16 protein-coding genes and 1 pseudogene are annotated in these 22,247 nt (G+C 75.6%); 10 read left to right on the forward strand and 7 right to left on the reverse strand.

The genetic code is table 11. The features are described 5' to 3' along the window. Positions 1–6 precede the first annotated feature (6 nt). Positions 7–1,299: a sulfite oxidase gene (locus tag ACFCZ1_RS08185; RefSeq protein WP_376677568.1), complete on the reverse strand. Its 1,293-nt coding sequence runs from the start codon at positions 1,297–1,299 to the stop codon at positions 7–9. A 152-nt stretch (positions 1,300–1,451) separates the two neighbouring features. Here ACFCZ1_RS08185 and ACFCZ1_RS08190 point away from each other — a divergent pair, with 152 nt between their 5' ends. Next, positions 1,452–1,985, forward strand: coding sequence for a GNAT family N-acetyltransferase (locus tag ACFCZ1_RS08190; protein WP_376677569.1), 534 nt, complete (start codon positions 1,452–1,454; stop codon positions 1,983–1,985). A 47-nt stretch (positions 1,986–2,032) separates the two neighbouring features. On the opposite strand, the gene ACFCZ1_RS08195 is transcribed toward ACFCZ1_RS08190, so the two are convergent. Together ACFCZ1_RS08195 and ACFCZ1_RS08200 are read right to left on the reverse strand one after the other, a co-directional pair. Continuing rightward, positions 2,033–2,314, reverse strand: coding sequence for a hypothetical protein (locus ACFCZ1_RS08195; protein WP_376677570.1), 282 nt, complete (start codon positions 2,312–2,314; stop codon positions 2,033–2,035). After that, positions 2,311–3,039, reverse strand: a complete 729-nt coding sequence (locus ACFCZ1_RS08200) for a DUF1524 domain-containing protein (RefSeq protein WP_376677571.1) — start codon at positions 3,037–3,039, stop codon at positions 2,311–2,313. The genes ACFCZ1_RS08195 and ACFCZ1_RS08200 overlap by 4 nt, the downstream gene beginning before the upstream one ends. A 199-nt stretch (positions 3,040–3,238) precedes the next feature. On the opposite strand from ACFCZ1_RS08200, the gene ACFCZ1_RS08205 reads away from it, so the two are divergent. The 6 genes from ACFCZ1_RS08205 (at position 3,239) to pyrF (ending at position 16,641) form a co-directional block, all read left to right on the forward strand. Then, complete coding sequence (locus tag ACFCZ1_RS08205) at positions 3,239–4,105, forward strand: DUF4132 domain-containing protein (protein WP_376677572.1); 867 nt, start codon at positions 3,239–3,241, stop codon at positions 4,103–4,105. Next, complete coding sequence (locus ACFCZ1_RS08210; protein WP_376677573.1) at positions 4,102–9,093, forward strand: DNA-binding protein; 4,992 nt, start codon at positions 4,102–4,104, stop codon at positions 9,091–9,093. The genes ACFCZ1_RS08205 and ACFCZ1_RS08210 overlap by 4 nt, the downstream gene beginning before the upstream one ends. Before the next feature lie 34 nt (positions 9,094–9,127). After that, the gene (locus ACFCZ1_RS08215) at positions 9,128–10,270 is read left to right on the forward strand and encodes an AAA family ATPase (protein ID WP_376677574.1); all 1,143 of its coding nucleotides are present in this window, start codon (positions 9,128–9,130) and stop codon (positions 10,268–10,270) included. Next, positions 10,267–13,860: a DUF5682 family protein gene (locus ACFCZ1_RS08220; RefSeq protein ID WP_376677575.1), complete on the forward strand. Its 3,594-nt coding sequence runs from the start codon at positions 10,267–10,269 to the stop codon at positions 13,858–13,860. Before ACFCZ1_RS08215 ends, ACFCZ1_RS08220 begins: the two co-directional genes overlap by 4 nt. Beyond that, a complete protein-coding gene (locus ACFCZ1_RS08225; RefSeq protein ID WP_376677706.1) occupies positions 13,851–15,737 on the forward strand; it encodes a hypothetical protein in 1,887 nt (628 codons plus the stop codon). Before ACFCZ1_RS08220 ends, ACFCZ1_RS08225 begins: the two co-directional genes overlap by 10 nt. Positions 15,738–15,939: 202 nt before the next feature. After that, positions 15,940–16,641, forward strand: coding sequence for an orotidine-5'-phosphate decarboxylase (gene pyrF, locus ACFCZ1_RS08230; protein WP_376677576.1), 702 nt, complete (start codon positions 15,940–15,942; stop codon positions 16,639–16,641). A 58-nt stretch (positions 16,642–16,699) separates the two neighbouring features. Here pyrF and ACFCZ1_RS08235 read toward each other — a convergent pair. Both ACFCZ1_RS08235 and ACFCZ1_RS08240 read right to left on the reverse strand, forming a co-directional pair. Beyond that, positions 16,700–16,885, reverse strand: a pseudogene (locus ACFCZ1_RS08235) (helix-turn-helix domain-containing protein); the annotation flags it as partial. An 86-nt stretch (positions 16,886–16,971) separates the two neighbouring features. After that, positions 16,972–17,442, reverse strand: a complete 471-nt coding sequence (locus tag ACFCZ1_RS08240) for a MarR family winged helix-turn-helix transcriptional regulator (protein WP_376677577.1) — start codon at positions 17,440–17,442, stop codon at positions 16,972–16,974. Between the two features lie 127 nt (positions 17,443–17,569). Between ACFCZ1_RS08240 and ACFCZ1_RS08245 the strand changes: the two genes are divergently transcribed. Then, positions 17,570–18,202, forward strand: a complete 633-nt coding sequence (locus ACFCZ1_RS08245; RefSeq protein ID WP_376677578.1) for an SgcJ/EcaC family oxidoreductase — start codon at positions 17,570–17,572, stop codon at positions 18,200–18,202. Here ACFCZ1_RS08245 and ACFCZ1_RS08250 read toward each other — a convergent pair. Next, entirely contained in the window at positions 18,120–18,644 is a 525-nt protein-coding gene (locus ACFCZ1_RS08250; RefSeq protein WP_376677579.1) for an HAD domain-containing protein, read from the reverse strand. The two genes, ACFCZ1_RS08245 and ACFCZ1_RS08250, sit on opposite strands and share 83 nt — an antisense overlap. A gap of 79 nt (positions 18,645–18,723) precedes the next feature. Here ACFCZ1_RS08250 and ACFCZ1_RS08255 point away from each other — a divergent pair, with 79 nt between their 5' ends. Continuing rightward, a complete protein-coding gene (locus ACFCZ1_RS08255; RefSeq protein WP_376677580.1) occupies positions 18,724–19,416 on the forward strand; it encodes a hypothetical protein in 693 nt (230 codons plus the stop codon). On the opposite strand, the gene ACFCZ1_RS08260 is transcribed toward ACFCZ1_RS08255, so the two are convergent. Beyond that, complete coding sequence (locus ACFCZ1_RS08260) at positions 19,400–21,019, reverse strand: carboxylesterase/lipase family protein (protein ID WP_376677581.1); 1,620 nt, start codon at positions 21,017–21,019, stop codon at positions 19,400–19,402. The genes ACFCZ1_RS08255 and ACFCZ1_RS08260 overlap by 17 nt on opposite strands. Before the next feature lie 161 nt (positions 21,020–21,180). Between ACFCZ1_RS08260 and ACFCZ1_RS08265 the strand changes: the two genes are divergently transcribed. Continuing rightward, positions 21,181–22,227: a hypothetical protein gene (locus ACFCZ1_RS08265; RefSeq protein ID WP_376677582.1), complete on the forward strand. Its 1,047-nt coding sequence runs from the start codon at positions 21,181–21,183 to the stop codon at positions 22,225–22,227. The last annotated feature ends 20 nt before the right edge of the window (positions 22,228–22,247 follow it).

Consider the following 22,247-nt stretch of genomic DNA (forward strand, 5'->3'; position numbering starts at 1 on the left):
CGTCGCTCAGACCACCGTCACCGGGTGCCGCACGACCGCGTCGAAGAGGTAGCCCTGCGTGTTGGGGGCGGCCGTCGCGGGCTGCGTGCGCCCGGTGGCGTCGGTCGCCCGGGCCAGCAGCGCCGTGGCACCGACGGCCCGCGGGGTCCACGGCAGCGACCAGCGCATCCAGCTGCCCCGGCGCGGCGCATCGTGCAGCCGGGCCCGCTGCCAGTGGACGCCGCCGTCGGTGCTGACCTCGACCTGCCGCACGGGGGCCGCGCCCGACCAGGAGCGGCCGGTCAGCAGCCGCGTCCGGTGAACCGCAACGGTCGCCCCCGGCTCCAGCTCGAAGGCGCTCTTGAGGGTCTGCCGGGTGAACGGGGCGCCCTGCGCCGGATACCCGGGCCCGAACAGCCGGTAGGTGTCGGTGTTCCACGGCGAGTACAGCGGCCGGCCGCTCACCTCGATGTCACCGACCCACTTGACCGAGGAGATCCCGGTCCACTCCGGCACGACCAGGCGGACCGGGCCGCCGTGGTCGGGCGGCAGCGGCCCCCCGTTCATCCCGTAGGCGAGCAGTACGTCGTCCAGCGCCTTCGAGACCGGCATCGGGCGCCGCACCCGCCCGAGGTTCACCCCGTTCGTGACCACCTCGGCGTCCAGCCCCCGCGGCAGTACGTCGACCGCGCCGCGCGTGACCCCCGCCAGACGCAGTACGTCCGACAGCCGCGCACCGCGCCAGTGGCCGACGCCGATCCCGCCCAGGGTCCACGGGGTGCCGCTGATCTCCTGGCCCTGCTGGGTCGCGTAGAAGCTGCGGCCGTTGCCCGCGCACTCGATGAACAGCGTCCGCTCGACCGCCGGCAGTGCGCGCAGCCGGTCGTAGGAGACCTCGACCGGGCCGCCCGCCAGCCCGTCCCCCCACACCGTCAGCTTCCATCCGCCGGCTTCGACCAGCGGGGTGGAGGTGTGGTTCCGTACGAAGAACCGGTCGACGGGAGTGAGCGGGCCGGTGCCGCGCAGGGCGGCGAAGTTCGTCTCCGCGTTGGTGCCGCGGATGGTGAACAGCTCGGGCGGCAGCGGTTTGACGATCCCGGGGGCCTCGGCCGCCTCGGCGGCGGCGCTCGCATCGGCGCCACCGGTCGCGGCCGAGGCCGTCCCGGCGGCGCCCAGCCCCAGGGGCCCGGCGGCGGCTCCCGCCGCGAACAGCCTGAGCAGGTCGCGGCGGTCCACTCCGGCGGAGCGGGCCCGGCCGCGCGCCCACTGCCGCAGGCGCGTGCGGTCGTACCGGCTCTCGTCGGACGGGTCGAACGGCATGTCGGTTCTCTCTTCGGTCGCTGTGTACCCACGGACCGCGGAGGCCCGGGGCGAGCCGCTGAAGACATTCCCGCCGTGATCGCCACGAATCCGCGCCCGTGCGGCAATGGCCGATTACCGCTGGTCCGCCGACTTTCGGCAGGATGTGGGGCATGACCGAGATCCGTACCCCCCGACTCCTCCTCCGCCGCTGGACCGACGACGACCTGGTCCCCCTGTCGGAGATCAACGCCGACCCGGAGGTGATGCGCTGGATCGGTGACGGCTCCACCCGCGACCTGGACCAGACCGCCGAGGACCTCGAGCGCTGGGAGGAGGAGTGGGACGAGGAGGGCTTCGGGCTCTTCGCCGTGGAGCTCCTCGGATCCGGCGAGCTCATCGGCGTCGTCGGCCTCTCGGTGCCCGAGTACCTGCCGGAAGTGCTGCCCGCGGTGGACATCAGCTGGCGGCTCGGCCGTCAGTACTGGGGCCAGGGCTACGCGTCCGAGGCCGCCCAGGCCACGCTGGAGTTCGCGCTCCAGGACCGCGGACTCGACCGGGTCATCGCGGTCAACCGGGCGGGAAACGACGATTCCGAGAACGTGATCCGCAAGCTCGGCATGGTGCTGGAGCGCGATACGACCGAACCCGAGCACCACTACCTCCTGCAGGTCCACAGCATCGACCTGACCGAGTACGAGGCCTGATCCCCGCAGCCCCGCCCCGCCGCCCCGGCCCCGCGCCGCCGCGCGGCTCAGGCGGGGGCGCTGCCCGGGGCCCGGGCCCCACGGCCCGCACGGATCGCGGCGAGGGCCGCGGTGTGCAGGGCCGCGGGGTCACCGTGGTGGGGCAGGGGGCTGCCGGTGAGCGTGTACCACTCGTCGGCGTCGGTGTACTGGACGTCGAACCGGGCCAGCCCACCGGCCACCGCCGCGGTGCGCAAGGTGAGCGGGCCGGTGATGACACCGACCTCGTCGGTCATCGCCCCTCCCGGCCCCGCGAGCACCCGGTCCTGCCACTGCTGTCCGCCGGTCATGAGGTGCAGGTGTCCAGCATGGTGGCGAGCATCTTCTTCTCCGGTTCGGTGACGGTCAGCGCGTAGGCGGATTTGACGGTGGTCCAGGCCCGTCCGTACTGGCACCAGGCGGCCCTGTCCGGGGGCTGCCAGAGGTCCGGGCCCTGGTCGCCCTTCGAGCGGTTCGAGGCCGCGGTCACGGCCAGCAGCTGGGGGTGGGCCAGGTCGTTGGCGAAGGCCTTGCGCCGGGCGGAGTCCCAGGCCGCCGCCCCCGAGCGCCAGCCCTCCGCGAGCGGCACCATGTGGTCGATGTCCATCTTCGCCGCGTCCGTGACGACCATCCCGTCGTAGAAGCTCTTCCACCTGCCGGATACGGCTCGGCACTCGGAGTCCCGCGCCACGCCCGTCCCGTCCCGCTGGAGGACCACCTCGCGGGTGTCGCACTTGTCGCCCTGCTGCGCCCAGTGCGTGAACTTGTCGCGGCTGTAACCGGCCATCGTCCCGGCCGGCGCCACCTTCAGCGCGGCCAGCCTGGTCCGGGCCTCCGCCGCCGTGACCATGCCCGGCAGCACGTCCCCGCCGGCGGGCTTGCCGTCGGCCGGTCCGGAGGCGCCGGGGGTGACGCGCGGGGCGGAGGGCTTCGCGTCCGGGCCCGTGCCCGACGGGGCCTGGTCGGAGCAGCCCGCCACGGTCAGCAGCAGCGACACCGCCAGGGCCGCGGCAGGCACCCGTATCTGACGAACCATGAGCCCCACCCCAAACCGACTGCGTGTCAACGTCTCCTGAACACTACCCAGAACCGGACAAAGAACCGACCTCCCACCCTCCGGCGGGCGTTGTCAGTGGCACTCGCTAGTCTCCCGGCATACCGCAGCTCAGGGGGGCTTTGACCCCCGTGTCAGGGCTGCGCGGACATGTGCGGGACAGGCGGAGGGACGCGGGCTGATGGCATGGGTGGCGGCGGGCGAGGGGTACGAGATCGCCCTGGTGGAAGGGCGGGTGGCGGCGCGGCCCACCACCGGCCGGTCGGCGGGGCGGCAGCTGAAGACCCTGCCCAAGGCGCTGAAGGACCATCCCGAGGTGGACCGGCTGCGCCGGCTCGCCGAATGGCTCGACCGCCACGAGGCCGCCTGCATCGCCCAGGTCGACACCTGGATGGTGTCCTCGCTGCCCGTGCCGACCGCGCTGCTCGCCCGGGTGTGGCCGGACGAGGCCTGGCAGAGCGCCCTGCGCGACCTGGCCGTGGTCGGCGACGACCCCGACGAGGTGGGCTTCCTGCGGGACGCCACCGAGTCCGGTGAGCTGAAGGTGGTCAACCTCGACGGCGAGACCGTACGGCTGTCCCCGCGCACGGTGACCCTGCCGCACCCGGTGCTGCTGCCCGACCTGGAGGACGTGCGGGACTTCGCCGCCGAACTGGGCATCGTGCAGCGGGTCGAGCAGATCCACCGTGCCACCTGGCGAAAGCCCGCCGGGCTCGCGCCCACCGCCACCGAGGTACGCGACTACGCGGGCGGATCGTTCCCCACCCGTTTCAGCCTCGCCGCCCGGGCGACCGGCCTCGGCTACCGGGTCTCCGGCGGCTACGCCACCTGCAAGGTCCGCGACACCGGCCGGGCCACGGAGGCCGCGGTGTGGATCGGCGAGCCCTACTACGAAGACGAGACCACCACCGGCGCCCTGACCTGGCACGGCGAGGACGGCCGGGCGGTGCGCCTGGCCGAGGTCGGACCGGTGGCCTGGTCCGAGGGGATGCGGATGGCCGCGGCGCTGTACGCCGGGCGCAAGATCGAGGAGGGCGGGGACGCGTGAGCACCACCGACAGCAGCACCGAGAACACCATCACCACCGACAGCACCACCACGGGGAAGGACGGCGCGTCCGTGAGCGAGGCCGAACTGCTGCTCAAGGCCGGGGCGGTACTGCCGCACGGCACCGGGGGCGCGGGCCCCACCGCCGTCGACCTGACCGCGCGTGCCTACCGCCACCCCGCCCTCGGCGACGACCGCGTCGTCGTCCGGCTGGCCGCCGCCGAACTGGGCGCGGCCGAGGACCTCGCCGCAGGCTTCCTGGGCCTGGTGCGCGAGGAGGGCGAGCCGCCCGTCGTCGGCCTCGGCCACCGCCAGGCACTCGGCTTCCCCGAGTGGGTCCTCGTCCACCATCCCGAGGACGGCCACCACGCCCTCGCCGTCGTGCCCGAACTCGACCGCATCGCACGGCAGGCCAAGACGAAGCCCAAGGCGGCCCTCGACGCCTGCCACGAGCTGGCCGGGCGGCTCGCCGCCGCCGTCCCGCACTTCCTGCCGGTCTTCCACGAGCAGGCCGCCCGCATCTTCCTCGCCGTCGAGAACACCACGTACGCCGCCCAGCTGTTCGGCCGCGCCCGCAGCGCGGAGGCCCAATACGGGCTGAGCGTCGACGAGGACCGCCTGGACGCCGTCTTCCTCGAATTCGCCCTGGCCGGCGCCCTGCCGGTCAAGGTGCTCACCGGCTACGGCAAGGAACTGGCCGTCCGCGTGAGCCCCGCCGAGGCCCACGAGCGCTTCCGCCGCCTGTGCGTGCGCCGCACCGCGGGCGGGCTGCCGCCCTCCGCGCAGGCGGCCACCGAGCTGCGCCGCCTGGCCCGCGCCGCGGGCATGACGGGCACCGTGCCCGAGCAGGAGTACCTCGCCGAACTGCTGCCGCTGCCCGCCACCCTGCGCGCCGCGACCGGCTGGTGGAAGGCCCACCGCGGCGCGCTCGTCGCGCTCGCCCGGCGCGTTCCGTCCGTACGCGGCACGCTCCTGACGCTGACCCCGCCCGGCGGCGGCGACAGCGTCGAACTCACCGGCCTGTGGCTGGACATCCTGGAGGAGTCCGGCGCCACCGCCGGGCTGGAATCGGCGCAAGCGCCCGCCGAGGAGCGGTGCGCCGACGGCACCGCCGGCTGGCTGGAGCGCTTCCACGCCGCCCGCCACGCCGGCTGGGGCACCCGCCCCACACCCCCGCCGCTGCTCGACCTCGTCACGCGCTGCGCGGCGCAGCTGCGCGCCGAACTCTCCCGCCCCGGCCGGGAGGCGGGCCTGCGGGTGGGCGTCGAGGACGCCGACCTCCTCGACCTGCTGCTCACGCTGCAGGTCCCGGTCGCCGATCCCGATCCAGAAGACAAGAGGTACCAGCACAGCCAGCTGAACCTGCGCGACTGGGCCGCGGCCGACCGCCGCCGTGACCTGGCCGCGGTCGCCGCCGACGCGCGCTTCCACCCCGCGTTCCACCGGGCCCTGAACGCCTTCGGCGACGCCGCCGGCGGGACCACCGTCGTCCGGCGCGTCGCCGCCTCGCCCGGCACCCGCCCGCTGCTGACCGAGTGGATGCGCGGCGTCGCCCGCGCCTCCACCGCGGCAGGCCTGCCCGGCGTGCCCGACGCCATCCAGCGGCTGACCTGGCTGCCCGCCGAAGCCCTGGAACTCGCTCCCGAGGAGGTCGCCGCCGCAGCCGCCACCGATCTCGGCGAGACCCTCGCCCGCACCCTGCGCGCCGGCCTCTTCGAGGAGCTGGTCTGGCCCGCCTGGGAGAGCGCGGTCGCCGATCTGACGCCCGGCCAGGGCCGCCAGGGGCTGACGGTCGTCGAGGCCTGGCCGTACCTGATCGTCGCCAACGAGACCCAGGTCCGCGTCATCGACGCCGACGGCACCGTCCTCACGCACGACCTGCGCGTCCCCACCGGATCCAATTACCGGTACGGATTCCACTACGTCGACGGCGACCTGCTCGTCTTCTGGTCCGCCTGGAGCGCCGACCGGACCGAGGGCTACTGGCACTCCTCGCCCGGCACCGTCTTCACCCTGGACACCGACCGCAACCACTGGGCGCTGCGGTCCGAGCACGTCTCCCTGCCGCTCCCGGGCGGCGGCCGCACCACCGGCGGCGGCGTCCTGCACCGCGGCGACACCGCACTGCCGGACGAGCGGCCGGTGCTGTCCGACGGCACCTCGTACTGGGTGTGGCAGCGGCGCGACCAGTCCTGCGAAGGCGACCGGTCCGGCGAGAACACGGGAAGCGGCTGGCGCGAGTACGACCCCGCCGGCAACGCGCTGGGCCGGTTCTCCCAGCCCGGATTCCTCTCCGACGCGCTGCCCGCCCATCAGGAAGAGGCCGTCGCCACCGGCCACACCGGCTGGCTGCGGCCCGCGCCCACCGTCGAGGGCTCGGTCCTCGGCGCACCCGCCGACGGCCTGCTCGGCTGGCGCGCCGTCAAGACCCCCGGCCACGGCTGGCAGGGGACCGACACCGGGGGCCGCACCGTCACCGTGCCCGAAGGCGGCGACCACCCGATCGCCGCGCTCACCTTCCCCGGCGACGACCGGCCGCGCGCCCTGTCGCACCGCTGGCGCGAGCTGAGCATCAGCGACCCGGAGGGCGTGGTCACCGCCCAGTCCCGGGGCGACCACCGCAGGGCGTCCTTCGGCACCGGGAGCGTGGACCTGCCGCCGCTCTCGCACTGGTACGCCCTGCGCCCGCGCGACCCGGAGGGCTCCGCCGCGCTGCGCACGGCCGACCGGGAGACCATCGGCACCCTCCTCAAGGCCGCCGCGGCGGCGGACAAGGCCACCGACCTGCCCGACCTGGTGCGTGCGGCCCTGCCCCGGGTGACCGCCCCCCGGCTGGTCGGCGGCATCGTCGAGGTCCTGCGCTTCGCCCTCACCCAGCAGAAGTCCCTGGACGCGGTCGCCGCCCGGCTCCACCCGCAGGCGGGCGCCGTCGAGGAGACCGTGCAGGGACCCACCGACCGGCTCCTCGACGAGGCGCTGAGCGGGCTCACGGGCACCTCCTACTACCGCAACGGCGCGGACACCGACGTCGCCCACCGCCTCCTGCGCGAACTCGCCGCCGCCTGCGCGCGGACCGGCGCGGCCGCGACGCCCGGCCGGCTCCACTTCGACGTGCCCGCGCTGCCGTACTCGGGACTGCAGTGGACGCCGCTGCTCGACCAGCCGGCCGCCGCCGCGTACCGGGCCGTCGCCGTCGGTGCCACCGACGACCAGCGCGAGGCCGTCCTCGCCCTGCTCGGCGCGGTCGACTCCCTGGGCCTGGCCTCGGCCGGGGGCTCCGCCGGCCGCTGGCGCCGGGTGCTGCTCCACCTCGACCAGCGCCACCTGCGCACCCCCGACGGCATCGAACGCAGCCTCTACCACCGCAGCGTGCTCCCGCTCGGCGGCGGCGCCGTCATCGCCCTGACCGAGCACAGCGAGTCCGTGCCCGACGGCCATGAGTTCGGTGCCCTGCTCCACGACCCCGCCGGCCGCTTCACCGTCCCCGGGCCCTACACCCTGCGCCGCGAGGCCCCGCTCGGCGACCCGGGGCGCGACGCCGGCTGGCTGGAGTCCTTCCTCCGGGAGGCCGCCCGCCGCGGGCCCGCGCCCTTCGTTCCCGAGGCCGCCGAGGAGTTCGCCCGCCTCACCGGAGTCCCCGGCGCCCTGGCCCGGCTGGTGATCGCCGGCCTGCCCCACGTCGACAGCTGGCAGAGCAACTTCCTGCCCGCCGACCTGCGGACCGCCCTCGGCGTCAAGGCCACCGAGGCCGCGCACGCCCGTGACGAGCTCAAGAGCCTCGACGGCGCGGTACGGCGGGCCGTGGTCGCGGCGCTGCTGCCCGCCGACCCGGCACGGCTGTGGACCGAGGGGCCGGACGCGGCCGCCGCGGCCGAGGTGTGGAACCGGCGCGTGGGACGCCGTACGCGGGTGCCCGACTGGCTGCTCGCCGAGGGCGCGCGGGCCGTGCGCGGCGGGTGGGCCGCCCACCGCGCCCTGCCCGCCGTCCTGGACCCGGCGGCCTCGCGGGAACTCTCCGCCGACGTGGCGTGGACGGTGCGGGGCGACCACGTGGAGCCCGTCCAGCCGGCCACCGAGCCCTTCACCTCGGCCGTGCTGACCGGGACCATGGCCATGGCGGCCTGGCTGGCCCACCGGCTGCCCGCGGGTGATCCCGTGCGCGCCGCCCTGCCGCCCGCCCTGACCGCCGTGCGGCAGCGGCTCGCCGCGCCCGAACTGTTGCTCTGCACCGGACGCTTCACCAGCCTGTCCGACTTCCGGAAGGCGGCCGGCACACCCACCGGGACCGGCGAGGGCTACGAGCGGTACGGCGCGGTCGTCATGGCCACCCACGACGGGCAGCCCAAGCCCGCGCTGTGCCCGGCCCTGCTGGACTCCACCGGCTCCGACCCCTACCTGCCGCTGCTGCGCGGCGACGACCAGCGGATCTCGGGCGTGGAGGCGGCGCTGCTGACCGCGCACGACCCGCGCTTCGCCGCCCTGCTGGCCGACCCGGGCTCCCCGGCGGCGGGCACCGTCGACCAGGACGGCACGTGGTGGCCGCAGGACCCGAGCCGGTCGGTCCCCGACCTGGTGGCCGAGGTCGCCGAAGAGCACGGACTGGGCGCGGACGCGGCCACCCTGTACCTCGCGCTGCTCGCCATGCCCGACCCCACCGACCGCAACACCGCGCGCTGGACCGGCTGGAAGCCGGCCCGCCTGAAGGCCGCCCGCGCCGAACTGGCCGCCACCGACCTGGTGGTGTCGGCCGGCCGGAGCCGGGCCGGGCGCTCGCTGTTCCTGCCGGGCGGATGGGCGGACATGGCATCCCCGGCGCTCCCGGTGGAGCGGTGGAAGCTCCCGATGTACGGCCACCCCCTGCCCGGCATGCTGCTGCCCGCGGAACCGTCCGCGGAACTCTACCGCCGGGCCTGGCAGCGGGTCCGCGAAGGCGACGTGCCGCGCTTCGAGGAACTCAAGGTGAAGCGCACCCGCGCCCGCCGCCGCTGACCCCCTCCCACGACTGCCCTACCAAGGACTGCGCATGACCGTCACCGAACAGCCCGTACCCGCCCGGCAGGTGCTGCCCGCCGAGGAGCGGTACGCCGCCGAACTCACCTTCCTCGCCGCCCAGGACCCCGGCCCCCGCCCGCCCGGCTGGGCGCTGACCCCGCGCGCCGTCGTCACCTTCGTCTGCGGCAGCGACGGCGCCGAGCTCACCCTGCCCGAGGGCGGCGGCAAGCTCGCCATCGCCCCCAAGTTCGTCGGCGAACGGGCCCTGGTGGAGCGCTGCGTGGTCACCCTCGCCGGGGAGCGCGGGCTGCTGCTCACCGGCGAGCCCGGTACGGCCAAGTCGATGCTCAGCGAACTGCTGGCCGCCGCCGTCTGCGGCACCAGCGCCCTCACCGTGCAGGGCACGGCCGGAACCACGGAGGACGCCTTCCGCTACGGCTGGAACTATGCGCTGCTGCTGGCCGGCGGGCCGAGCGCGGGAGCCCTGGTCGACTCGCCGGTGCTCTCGGCCATGCGGACGGGGCGGGTGGTGCGCGTCGAGGAGATCACCCGCTGCCTGCCGGAGGTGCAGGACGCGCTGGTGTCCATCCTGTCCGACCGCCGGGTCAGCGTGCCCGAACTGACCGCCACCGAGGACGCGGTGGTCTCGGCGGCTCCCGGTTTCACGGTCATCGCGACCGCCAACCTGCGCGACCGCGGCGTCTCCGAGATGTCCGCCGCCCTCAAGCGCCGCTTCAACTTCGAGACCGTCGCCCCGATCGCGGACGCGGACGCCGAGGCCACGCTGATCCGCCGGCAGGCGGTCGCCGCCGTCCGGCGGGCCGGCGCCGCGTTCGCCGTCGACGACGCGGTGCTCGACGCGCTCGTCACCGTCTTCCGGGACCTGCGCTCCGGGCGTTCCGCCGAGGGCTGGGACGTGGAGCGCCCGGGCACGGTCATGTCCACCGCCGAAGCCGTGCAGGTGGCGGCTTCGCTGGGGGTCTCGGCCGCGTACCTGCCGGGCGGGGACGTGCTGGACCTGCTGCCGGGGCACCTGCTGGGCGTCGTACGCAAGGACGACCCGGCCGACCACGGCCGGCTGCTCGGGTACTGGGACGGCCCGGTGCGCCGCCGCGCCGAGGACGGCTCGGCGATGTGGCGCCGCCTCTGGGACCTGCGCGGGAGCCTGCGGTGACGGCGTCCGGTCCGGAGGCCGATCCGCGGGCGGCGGTGGACGCCCTGGCCGCGTCCGGCGAGCCGTACCTGCTGGGGGTACGCCACCACAGCCCCGCGCTGGCCGCGGTGGTCCCCGCCCTGCTGGACGCCTCGGGCGCGGACGTGGTCTGCGTCGAACTGCCGGCGGACTTCCAGCCGTGGCTGGAGCACCTCGCCGATCCGGAGACCGTCGCCCCCGTCGCCCTCGCGGGCACCGGCGGGGACGGCCGGCTGGCGTTCTACCCGTTCGCGGACTTCTCCCCGGAACTGGCCGCGATCCGCTGGGCCCGCGGGTCCGGCGCGGCCGTCCTCTGCTGTGACCTCCCGCTGTCCGACCGCGGCTGGACCGCACCGGACGGCGCCCCGGCCCGGGACACCGCGCTGGTTCCGGCTCCGGGCGCGACCCTGCCCGCGGGCCGGGCGGCGGGCCCGGCGGCGAGCCCGGCCGAGAGGGCCGGCCGCACCTTCGGCGACGGCCTCACCGCCGCCGGGACGGGCCGGGACGGTGACGACCTGTGGGACCGCGCCGTCGAGGTCCTGGCCCCCGGCTGCTCCCCGGAGTCCGTCCGGCGGGCCGCCCTCGGCGTCGGATGGGCCCTGCGCCAGGACGCACCGGCCGTGCCGGAGACGGACCTGGCCCGCGAGGCCCACATGCGGGACGTCATCGCTTCGGCCATCGCCAGAGGCCACCGCGTGGCGGCCGTGATCGGCGCGTTCCACGCCCCGGCCCTCCTGGGTCCGGGCACCGCGCCGGGTCCCCGGTCCGGCGGGACCGGGACGGGCACCGACGTGCGCGACGCGGACCGGACCGTCACCTCGTTCGTGCCGTACTCCTTCGACCTGCTCGACTCCCGCTCCGGGTATCCCGCCGGGATCCGGGATCCCCTGTGGCAGCAGGCCGTTCTGCGTGCCGCGGGCGATCCCGGACGCCTGCGGGACGAGGCTTCCGTCGCCGTCACCGGCCTCTGCCGGGAGCTGCGCCGCGCCGGGCACACCGCCGGGACCGGCGAGGCCGCCGAAACCCTGCGGCTCGCCTGCGACCTGGCCGCCCTGCGCGGACTCCCCGCGCCCGGGCGCGGGGAGCTCCTGGAGGCCGTCGGCACCGTACTCGGCCAGGGCGAACCCCTCGGCCGCGGCCGGGCGCTGGCCCGCGCCCTGGAGGCGGTCCTCGTCGGCACCGCCCGCGGGCGGATCACCCCGCACGCCCCCCGCTCCGGCCTCGGCCCTTCCGTCGAGGCCGAGCTGGCGCAGCTGCGGCTGCCCGCGCCGGACGATCCCGCCCCCCGAGAGGTCCGCCTCGACCCGCTGTGCTCCGACCTCGACGGCCGCCGCGAAGTCCTCCTCCAGCGGCTCCTGGTCTGCGGCGCCTCCTACGGCGAGCCCCTCACGGTCGCCGCCACCGGCGACGGGTCCGCCCTCGGCACCAAGTGGCGGCTGTCCTGGACGCCTTCCGTCCCGGCCCGCCTCGATCTCGCCGGAGTCCGCGGCGTCACCGCCGCCCAGGCGGCCGCCGGTACGCTGCGCGACACCGCGCGCCGCGCCGCCGCCGACGGCGGGCCGACCCCGGCACAGATCCTCGCCGGGCTGGCCGCCGCCGCGCGGTGCGATCTACCCGAACTGGTCGACGTACGGCTCCACGAGGCGGCCACCGTCCTGCCGCAGACAGCGGCCCTGCCCGAACTCCTCGACGCACTCGACCTCCTGGAGGGTCTCCACCGCGGTCACCTCCCGGGCACCGGCGCCGAGTCCCGCGCCACCGCCGCCGCACTCACCGGCGACCTGCTCGAAGCGGCGGTGCGGTCCCTGCCCGGCCTCGCGGGCAGCGACGACCCCGCCGACGCGGCCGCCCTCGTGGCCCTCGCCGACCGCGCCGCCGCACACCACCTCGGGCTGCGCACCGACGCGGCGCTCGACGCCCTGGCCGCCTCCGCGTCCCCGCTGATCCAAGGCGCGGCCCTGGCCGTACGGGTCCTCCTCGACCTCGATCCGGCCGCCCGGCTCGGGGACCGCGCCGCGGGCTGGATCGACGGCGCCGCCACCGCCGAGGGCCGCCGCGTCCTGACCCGCCGCCTCGCCGGACTCCTCACGGCCGCCGGACCACTGCTCCAAGCCTCCCCGGCCGCCCTCACCCCGCTCCTCGACCGCGTCGAGCACCTCACCGACCGCCTCTTCCTCGACCGTCTGCCCGCTCTGCGCGGTGGCTTCGACGCCCTTTCCCCCGCCGCCCGCGACCGCTTGCTGAACACGGTGGCCGAGCGGCTCGGCGACCGGATCGACCTCGCACTCGACGCGCCGCCCGCGCTGCTCGCCCTCTGGGCCGCCGCCGACGCCGCCGGGCTCGCGGCGCTGGGGGAACTCCCGCCGCCCGCCACGATCGCGCCGCCGCTCCCGCTGCCGGAGACCGCAGCGGCAGCCGCCGACGTCGCGCGCGCACCCGCCCCCACCGGCCTGCGGCTGGCCCCCGCCGACCGCTGGCGGCTGCTGCTCGGCCGCGAACGCGACCGGCTCCCCGCAGGCGCCCGCCGCTACGCCCACGCCCTCGACGAGCTGTACGGCGCCGGCCGTGGCGAAGGCGCCTCGGGCATCGACGTCGGCCAGGGCGGCGGGGGAGGCCAGGAGGCCTCCTTCCCCACCGCCCGTGAGTGGTCGCAGGAACTGGAGGCGCTGTTCGGCGCCGACGTACGGGAGGAAGTGCTGGGCGAAGCGGCCGGGGCGGGCCGCACCGACGTACTGGCCCAGCTCGACCCGGCGAGCGTACGCCCGTCCGTGGAACTGCTGAGCTCCGTCCTGTCCCTCGCCGGCGGGCTGCCCGAAGCCCAACTGGCCCGGCTGCGCCCCCTGGTCAGGAGGCTGGTCGACGAACTCGCCAAGGAGCTGGCCACCCGGCTGCGCCCGGCCCTCTCCGGCCTCGCCACCCCGCGCCCCACCCGCCGTCCCGGCGGCCGGCTCGACCTGGCCCGCACCCTGCGCGCGAACCTCGCGCACACCCGGCGGCGGCCCGACGGAAGCGTGGTCGTGGTCCCGGAACGGCCCGTCTTCAGCACCCGGGCGAACCGCGAGTCCGACTGGCGGCTCATCCTCGTCGTCGACGTCTCCGGGTCGATGGAGGCCTCCGTCATCTGGTCGGCGCTGACCGCGGCCGTACTCGGCGGCGTACCGACCCTGTCCACCCACTTCCTCGCCTTCTCCACCCAGGTCGTGGACCTCACCGACCGGGTCGGGGACCCGCTCTCACTCCTGCTGGAGGTCCGCGTCGGCGGCGGCACGCACATCGCCGCCGGGCTCGCGCACGCCCGCTCGCTGATCACCGTCCCCAGCCGCACCCTCGTCGTCGTGGTCAGCGACTTCGAGGAGGGCGCCCCGATCGGCGGGCTCCTCGGCGAGGTCCGAACGCTCGCCGCCTCCGGCGCCCAACTGCTGGGCTGCGCCGCGCTCGACGACACCGGCACGCCCCGGTACTCGGTCCCGGTCGCCCGGCAACTCGTCGCGGCCGGCATGCCGGTGGCCGCCCTCAGCCCGCTCGCCCTCGCCCGCTGGGTCGGCGACCGCCTCCGTGGAGAATCCCGTTGACCAGCCCCGACACCCAACTTCCGCCCGTCGCACCCGAAGTGCTCGCCGAGGCCGTGGAGCAGCTCAGCGCCCGGCTGCGCAAGAAGCTGGACGCAGCCACCGCGGGCTGCGCCGCCCTCGCCGTTCCGGCAGCGGACGGCGGGGTCGTCCTCGGTTTCGGCGAGGACGCCGTGGTCACGCTGCGTCCCGGTCCCACGGGCGCGATCACCCTTGCGGAACAGGCCGCGTGTACCTGCCTGCTGGCCCCGCGCTGCCTCCACCGGGCCGCCGCCCTGGGCGCCGCCCCGCTCGCGGACGCGGAACCGCCGGCGGAAGCGGATCCGGCGCCGCCCGTAGGGGAGCGGCGGACGGCGACACCCCAGCCCGGTGCCGAGTCCGCGTGTGCGTCCGAGTCCGAGTCCGAGTCCGCGTGTGCGTCCGAGTCGGAGTCCGAGTCCGCGTCGGAGTCCGAGTCCGCGTCCGAGCCCGCGCTCACCGCGGCGCAACTGCACGCGGCGGCCGCCCTCTGGCAGGCCGCCGCCGAGGCCCTCGCCGCCGGGGTCACCGCCGGGGGCGCCGTCGTCCAGGCCGAGCTGCTGCGCGCCGCGCACACCGCCCGACTCGCCGGGCTGCCGCGCGCCGAGGCGGCTGCCCTGCGCGTCGTACGCGGCCTGCGCGCCGCCCGGGAGCGCCGGGCCGCCCAGCGGCTCGGCGACCTCACCGCCGCCTTCCGTGAACTCCTGCGCACCGCCGCCCTGCTGGCCGCCGGATCCGCCGCCCCCGCGCTGACCGGCACCTCGCGCCGCGCCTACGCTCCGGGCGGCAGCCTCCAGGTGTACGGCCTGTGTCGGGAGCCCGTGCTCTCCGCCACCGGGTACGGGGGAGTGGTCACCCACCTGCTGGCCCCCGACGGCGCCGGCTACTCGGTCTCCGACGTGCGCCCGGGCGGCCTGGCCCGGGCCCGCGGCGCAGGCTCGGCCTCCGTCGCCCTCGGCGGCGCGGTCCTCGACCACGCCGGGCTGGCCCGCGGTGGCCTGCGCATCGCCGGTGCGACCGTTTCCCCCGAGGGCAGGCTCGGCGCCGGACGCGGCGTCAAGGCGACGCCCCTGAGCGGAACGCCCTGGAGCGAAGGGCCCGCCGCGGCGCTCTTCGCCCGGCCGGCGGCCGAGGCGGTCGCCCGCGCGCTGGCCGGGGCGGACGGGGCCGAGCCCGCCCTGCTCGGCTGCGACGTCACGGTCGTCGGCGCGGCGGGCGAAGACCTCCTCGTCCGCGAGGCACGCCCCGGCGCACCCCTGCTCCGGCTGCGGCCCGCGCACCCCCACCCCGAGCTGCCGCACACGGAGAACCTGCGCCGCCTCGCTTCGTATCCCGGGCTGTCGCTGCGGATCCTGGGCCGCCCCGACCCGGACCGGACCGCCACCCTGCGGCCCCTCGCCGCCGGCCCGGTGCCGGGCGCCGAGCACACGCTGCGGCTGCCCGAGGAATGGCTGGGCCGTGCGGACCTGGGCTACGACCGTCTCCAGGGCGGTCACTTCCCGCCCCGAACCGCCTGCCCGGCCCCCGAACCCGCTCCCACCGGACCGGACCCCCTGGCCGACTCCCCGCTGTGGCGGGTGCGCCGCCTCCTGGAGACCGGGGTAGCGGGCGGCCGTCGTGCCGTTGCCGAGGCCGCGCGGGGGACCGAACCCCTCGCCGCGTACGGTCCGCTGCGCCGGGCCGGGCTCACCGTGGCGGCGGATCTGGCCACCGCGCTCGCCGCCGAGGCCGACCGCCGCCCCCGCGACGTCTTCGGCCGGCTCGCCGAGTCCTCGGCCGAGGCGTACGCCCGGGCCTGGCTGGCGGCCGCCGCCTACCTGGCCGCAGCGGAACGCTCCCTGGTCTGCGCGTCCTGGAACTGACGGATCCCGGGCCGCGGCGGGCGGGGCGCTGCCGAGCCCGGCCCGCCACCCGCCACCCGCGGCCCGCCCGGGCTCCCCGGCCGCAGTCAGTGCTGTGACCGCATAGGCTCACCGGGTTCGACGGCCAGGGTCGCTGGTGAGGGCGGTCGGACGCGACGCAGGCCGCTGACGTCTCCAACGCCGCGTGGGCGACAATGACGCCGTGGAGCCAACCGATCGGATCATCGTTGCCTTGGATTTTGGCAACCGCCGAGCGGCTGACGAAGTCGTCGACCGGCTTGGAGAGGAGTGTCGTTTTTACAAGGTAGGGATGGAGCTGCTCACGGCGGCCGGGCCGGACCTGATCGAGCACCTCGTGGCCAAGGGCAAGGAAGTCTTCCTGGACCTGAAGCTCTTCGAGATCCCGAACTCTGTGGCCGGCGCGGTCCGCGCCGCCGGCGCTCTGGGTGTCTCCATGGTGACCGTCCACAGTATGGGCGGCACCGGCATCATGTCCGCCGCTGTCGCCGCGGCCCGCGACTTTCCACGCCTGCACGTGCTGGCTCTGACCGTCGTCACCAGCATGACGACCTCCGATCTCACTGACATCGGCGTCACCGACTCAACCTCGACCGAGGAGCAGGTGCTGCGACTGGCCCGGCTGGCGGAAGGCGCGGGTTGCCATGGCGTGATCGCATCGCCGCAGGAAGCCGGGCCACTGCGTGGTGCACTGGGAGCCGGCACCTTGATCATCACGCCGGGAGTCGCGCTTCCTGGTGAGTCCCCAGGTGAGCACGCCCGGCCCGGCACACCTCGTGCTGCCGTTGCCGCTGGTGCGTCACATGTTGTCGTGGGCCGGACGGTCACCCGTGCCGCGGACCCGGCGGCCGCATTCCGGCTCGTCCGCGCCAACCTGGAGCTGTGAACGGAAACGGTCAACAGACTGGATGGTCAGGCCGCTGCCGACGAGAGCGGTCGGCCGCAGCCTCGCGGCCGATGCCGATCACCCGGCCGTGGATGCGTCGCGGGTGGGCGGCGAGTTTGCGTGTTGACCAGCGGGTGAAGGGCCGGCCGAGCTTGGTCGGGCGGGTGGTGGCCGTCTGGATGACGAAGTCCTCGTCATCAGTGCTGAGCTGGCGGGGACGGCCTCCCGCCCACTGAGGGTCCAGGCCTCCCCGCACCTTGGATGTCCGCCCACATTCAACCGGTCCGGACCGTGCCACCGCCAACCCGGAGAACCCATGCGGTCAGAGCACTAGCGGGCGCCCTTGCGCCCGTGGGTCGCCGCCCGGATCTCCTCCGTCGCCTCACGGAAAGCGGGGGCCGCGCGTGTGAAGTAGTCGAAGAGCACGTCCAGTTGCTCCGGGGTGTACCCGGCGAGCACGTCGGCGATCCGTCTCCGGGCCGGGCCCACGACCGCCTCGACTTCCGCCGACGTGCCGGCAACGGCCTCGACCACGACCTTGCGCCGGTCCGCCGGGTCGGCGGTACGGCGTACGTACCCCGCGCGCTCCAGCCGGTCGATCAGCCGCGTCGTGGCCCCCGTCGTGAGCCCCGTCCCGGCCGCGAGCTCGCCCGAAGTGAGCCCGCCCGCCAGGGTGATGCGGCTGAGCGCATACCACTCGGACGCCTGGAGGCCGGCCGCCTCCGCACCCGCCAGGCCGTGCAGCCCCACGGCATCGACGTAGTCCCTGAAGACCGCACGCCGGTCGTCCTGCTCCGCCATCGAGACACCATTCCCCTTGCCATTTATCTGCATGCATGCAGATACTGCATATGTGCAGTTGCTGCCTCAGTGTAGTCAAGAGGGCGGCCACCGTCATCCACCCGTAGCGCCGATCGAGAGGCATCCCGTGAACCCGAAGACCGTCAAGGCCGTCAAGCGCGCCGCGCTCGCCGCCGCCGCCGTCCTCACCCTCGGCGCCGCCGGCGCGTATCTCTACCTCGACGCCACCTCCGAGGTGCGGCGCCCTGGGACGGAGGTCTGCGCCGACGTCATCCCGGCGGGCGCGAACCGCGCGGACGGCGAGGCCATCTGCGCCGCCCTCGAAGCCCTCACCGCCGCCTGGGGCCGGGGCGACGCGGACGCGTACGGCCGGCAGTTCACCGAGAACGCCACGTACACCACTTACGTCGGCAGTCACTACGAAGGCCGTTCCGACATCACCGAGGGTCACCGCGCCCTCTTCGAGGACTTCACCAAGGGCACCAAGCTGGCCGCCTCCTACCTCGACCTGCGCTTCCTCGGAAAGGACGTCGCCATCCTGACGGGCCGCGGCGACGACTACAGCGGCAGCAGGCCCGGCCCCGCCGAGCTGTCCAAGGTCCAGACGTACACCCTGGTCCGCGACACCGACGGCACCTGGCGCATCGCGGCCTTCCACAACACCCAGCGGCGCAACGTCATGGAGCGGTTCTCGTTCCTCTACTCCCCGGCCACGGCTCCCGCGGCCGAGAAGCGTCCAGCCAGCCACGCAGCACGGTGAGGTCGGCGGCGGTCAGACCCCGGCCCGGGTCCACCCGGTGGAGCAGGGCCCGGCCCGGGTGGTGGGAGGCCACCCAGTCCCGGTCGGCGTCGGTGATCTCGTCGTCGACCCAGACGAAGGGGCGGCCCGCCGCGTGGTCGAGGAGCGTGGGGGTCTTCCAGTGGATCCGGGCCCGCAGGTCGGCGGCGGGTTCGAGCCATGCCACCACGGGCAGCTCCGGCAGACCGAGCCGGGGCGCGACGCACTCGTTGGCGTCCGTCCCCCAGGTCGTCGCCCACACCAGCTCGCACGGCAGGGCCGCCAGCCCCGGCCCGAGCGCGGGATCGATCCTCGCGAGCAGGGGATGGCCGTCGTCGCCCTGCGGGTACGGGCCCGCACCGAAGGGGATCAGCGGCCCGTCGACGTCCAGGAAGAGCAGGGCACGCGCCTCGGAGCCGGTCATGACGACACGCTAGCCCGCGATCCGACGGCGGGGAACCGCGGTCGGCGGATTCCCCTCTTGAGGTCCGAGGGGGATGACGATGACGATGACGACGACGAAGAAGACGGCCGGACGGGTACTGGTGGCCGGACTGCTGTGCGCCGTACTGGCGGGCTGCGGAACCGGAAGGGCGGGCCGGGCAGCGGGGCCCGCGCCGGTCCCCAGTCTCACGCCGCAGAAGTGCGCGCTCGACGTGCCGACGGAGGAACAGACCGGCGGCTACGCCGGTCCGCCGACGGATCAGGAGACGGGCGGGTATGCCGGTCCGCCGACGGATCAGGAGACGGGCGGGTATGCCGGTCCGCCGACGGATCAGGAGACGGGCGGGTATGCCGGTCCGCCGACCGACCAGGAGACCGGCGGGTACGCGGGCCCGCCCACGGATCAGCAGACCGGCGCCGCCGCCCCCTCCGGTGACCCGGAGATGACCAACGGCGGAGGCCCGTGCGGCCCGGCGGACTGGTTCGACATGACCCGGGACTTCACCGCGTACTGGGCCGGGCACCGCACCGACGACGAGGACGTCGTCATCAAGGAGACCCGCGTCCGCAAGGTCCGCACCGTCGGCGAGGCGAGGATCACCTTCAGTACCGGATCCGTCGGCAAGGGCCGCGGGGACGACGCCCGGCAGCTCGCCAAGGTGTTCGCCGACTGGCGGCGCGAGGTCTACGGCGACAGCGGCGACCTCGTGGTCCGCACCGGCGACGGGGTCGTCGTCACGGAGCAGTGGTGACCGCAGGCCACTGGGCGTCCCACAGCGCGCAGTGGTGTTCGGCCCGGGCGTCCACCGGGCGGATCCCGCCCGCGCCGGGCGCCAGGGACAGCACCGAGGCCGGTGAGCGGTGGCGCGGCCACTGCGGCGCTCCCGCGGCCGCCGGCACGCCGGTGCGGGCGAAGCGGGTCCAGTAGCCGGTCATCCGGTCCGCCAGCTCCTGCTGCGGGTCGGCCAGCGGCACCAGCGCGAACAAGTAGGGCAGTTCGAAGCCGTGCGAGGCCCCGTACGGCAGCTCCGGCACCTCCGGCAGGCCGGTGGCGTTCGGCGCGTCGCCGTCGCTGAACCGGTAGCCGTACGCCGGCACGTGCCGGGCCAGCGCGCCGCCGTCCCGCAGGGCCGGGCAGGTGAACGACGCGTCGGACAGCAGCGCGGCCCACGCCACCGCCGGCGTCGGGTAGGCCGAGAGCGGATAGCTCGCCTCGGCAGCGCGGGCCGTCGACGCCCCGAAGGACCGCTCCAGCCGGGCCCGGTAACCGGCTTCGTCGCCGACGGGGTACACGGCCAGGGTCTGCGCCACGAAGATCCGCATCTCGTCCCGGGTCGTTCCCTGCACCACCGGCACCCGGTGGAACCGCCCGGCCTCCAGGGCCCGCCGGGGTTCCACGGGCAGTTGGGCGCCGCCGTACGAGACCTTGGAGAAGGCCTGCGTCAGCTCCGGCGTCACGAGCCTGTCGGTGTCCAGCCGGCGCAGGCAGTCCAGTGCCGCCGGGCCGCCGCAGCCGAGCCGGGCGGCCGCCAGGACCCCGTCCGAGACCGTCCGCCGCTCGGGCACGAAGGGTTCGTACACACCGAGCGTGGGCAGCAGGGACCACGGCGGCATCGTGGTCGAGCACGATCCGCTCTGCAGGATCGCCTTGTGGAAGAGGCCCGCCGACGCCGGTGAGGTGAGGTGCGCACACACGCTGAGGGCGCCCGCCGATTCACCGAACACGGTGACGTTGTGCGGGTCCGCGCCGAAGCGCTCCGCGTTCGCCCGTACCCAGCGCAGGGCCGCCTGCTGGTCGGCGAGGGCGAAGCCGGGGGCCCCGCCGAGCTCCGGATGGCCGAACAGGCCGAAGACACCCAGCCGGTAGTTGACGGTCACGACCACGACGTCGCCCCGGACGGCAAGCCGTCCGGCCGGGTACAGGTCGCCCGCGCCGTTGACGAAGCCCCCGCCGTGGAACCAGACCATCACGGGCCGCCGTGCGCCCCGGGCGGCGGCCCCGGCGGGCGCGGTGACGTTCAGGTACAGGCAGTCCTCCGAGCCGCTCGGCCCGCCGGGCCCGAGGGCGGGCAGCTGCACGCAGCGGGAGCCGGCGGCGCCCGCGTCGCGCACCCCCTCCCAGCGGGGCGCGGGCTCCGGAAGCCGCCAGCGCAGCGCGCCGGTCGGGGGAGCGGCGTAGGGGATGCCCTCGAAGGTGGTGTACGCCCCGTGAGACCGGCCGCGTACGAGCCCCCGGTCGGTGTCCGCCACGGGCCGCTCCGGCCCCTCCGCGGCGGCCGTCAGCATCAGTACGAGGGTCAGCGCCGGTGTCAGCAGGCGCCGGCACAGGCGCCGGGACTTCCGCACATCGGGCACGGTCGACGCCCCTTCTCCGTGGGCCGGACGGGCCCCGTTTGCCCGCCCGAATGGCGCAGTGGGCGAAACTGGCAGTAAATGTAACAAAGCGTGCGCTTCCCATGACGCACGATGACCGGCCCGCGATGTGTGGACCCGCGTGTCGGCGAACGGAGCTTTCCATGAATGACCCCATATCCCTGACGGAGACGGACGATGAAGACCGCCATGAGATCCCCGACACCAACGCCCCGGGTACTCCGGGCGCTCCGGGCGCTCCGGGCACGCAGCCCGTCCGAACCCTGCTGGACACGGCGGCCACCTGTCGCCCGCTCGAAGAGGTCACCGCGCTGGTGAGCCTGCTCAAGGAGACCGGCCGGCTGCCCAACCGCGGACACGAGGCGCTCCGCACGGCCGCCGTGACCCGTCCCGTGCACGAAGTCCGGGAGATGATCGCCCTGTTGGGCGAGTCCCCGCACGAGGTGACCGAGGCGGACATCACCCTGCGCGCCGCTGCCGTCGGCCGGCCCGTCGAGGACGTGGCCCTGCTGGTGACCATCCCCGGTGCCGAAGAGCCTGACGTGTCCGACGTGTCCGACGTGTCCGACGGGTCCCACGGGTCCCACGGGTCCGCCGACCCCGCCGAGCGCGCCGAGTCCGCCGAGCGCGCCCATTCCGTGGCGCCCGAGGGGCGGGCCGGGGCCGCGGAGCCCGTGCCGCGGGCGCGGCCGCGGCAGGAGCCGCACGAGGAGCCGTCCGCGCCGCCGCACCACGCGCCGTACGGCTCCCCGTACGAGAAGCCGCGCCGCCGCACCGGGCCGGAGGCCGAACCGGCCGGTTCCGGCTCCCCGGTGCTGCGGCACGTCCTGCGCTGGCCGGTGGCGCTCGCCCTGCTGGTCAGCGGCGCGCTGCACCTGCCCAAGGACCTCGCGGCCCTGCGGTCGGCGCCCCCCGCCGCCCTCCTGCCCCTCCTCGTCACCGTGCTCTGCCTCGGACTCGGCGCGCTCCTCGCGCTCCGGGACACCGCGGTGGTGTGGCGGGCCGGAGCGGCCGCGGCCGTCGGAGTCGTCGGCGTGCACGTGGTCGGCGGCGTTGCGGGCTTCGACCCGCTGGCCGGGGCGGTGGGCGGCTCCCTGGCCTGGGCCGGAGTCGTCGTGGTGCTCTGCGCGGCGGCCGCGGCCGTCCTCGCGGGCCTGGCCCTGAGGAACCGTCAGGAGGGCCCGGCCTGATCCGGAGGTCGCACGAACGG

Source organism: Streptomyces sp. NPDC056224, assembly GCF_042267665.1.
Taxonomy (GTDB): Bacteria; Actinomycetota; Actinomycetes; order Streptomycetales; family Streptomycetaceae; genus Streptomyces.

Coding starts and splice junctions, on each gene's coding strand:
- ACFCZ1_RS08255 (WP_376677580.1), top strand. CDS start 18,724: ATGACGATGACGACGACGAAGAAGACGGCCGGACGGGTACTGGTGGCC.
- ACFCZ1_RS08265 (WP_376677582.1), top strand. CDS start 21,181: ATGAATGACCCCATATCCCTGACGGAGACGGACGATGAAGACCGCCAT.
- ACFCZ1_RS08205 (WP_376677572.1), top strand. CDS start 3,239: ATGGCATGGGTGGCGGCGGGCGAGGGGTACGAGATCGCCCTGGTGGAA.
- ACFCZ1_RS08215 (WP_376677574.1), top strand. CDS start 9,128: ATGACCGTCACCGAACAGCCCGTACCCGCCCGGCAGGTGCTGCCCGCC.
- ACFCZ1_RS08185 (WP_376677568.1), bottom strand. CDS start 1,299: ATGCCGTTCGACCCGTCCGACGAGAGCCGGTACGACCGCACGCGCCTG.
- ACFCZ1_RS08200 (WP_376677571.1), bottom strand. CDS start 3,039: ATGGTTCGTCAGATACGGGTGCCTGCCGCGGCCCTGGCGGTGTCGCTG.
- ACFCZ1_RS08240 (WP_376677577.1), bottom strand. CDS start 17,442: ATGGCGGAGCAGGACGACCGGCGTGCGGTCTTCAGGGACTACGTCGAT.
- ACFCZ1_RS08190 (WP_376677569.1), top strand. CDS start 1,452: ATGACCGAGATCCGTACCCCCCGACTCCTCCTCCGCCGCTGGACCGAC.
- ACFCZ1_RS08250 (WP_376677579.1), bottom strand. CDS start 18,644: ATGACCGGCTCCGAGGCGCGTGCCCTGCTCTTCCTGGACGTCGACGGG.
- ACFCZ1_RS08195 (WP_376677570.1), bottom strand. CDS start 2,314: ATGACCGGCGGACAGCAGTGGCAGGACCGGGTGCTCGCGGGGCCGGGA.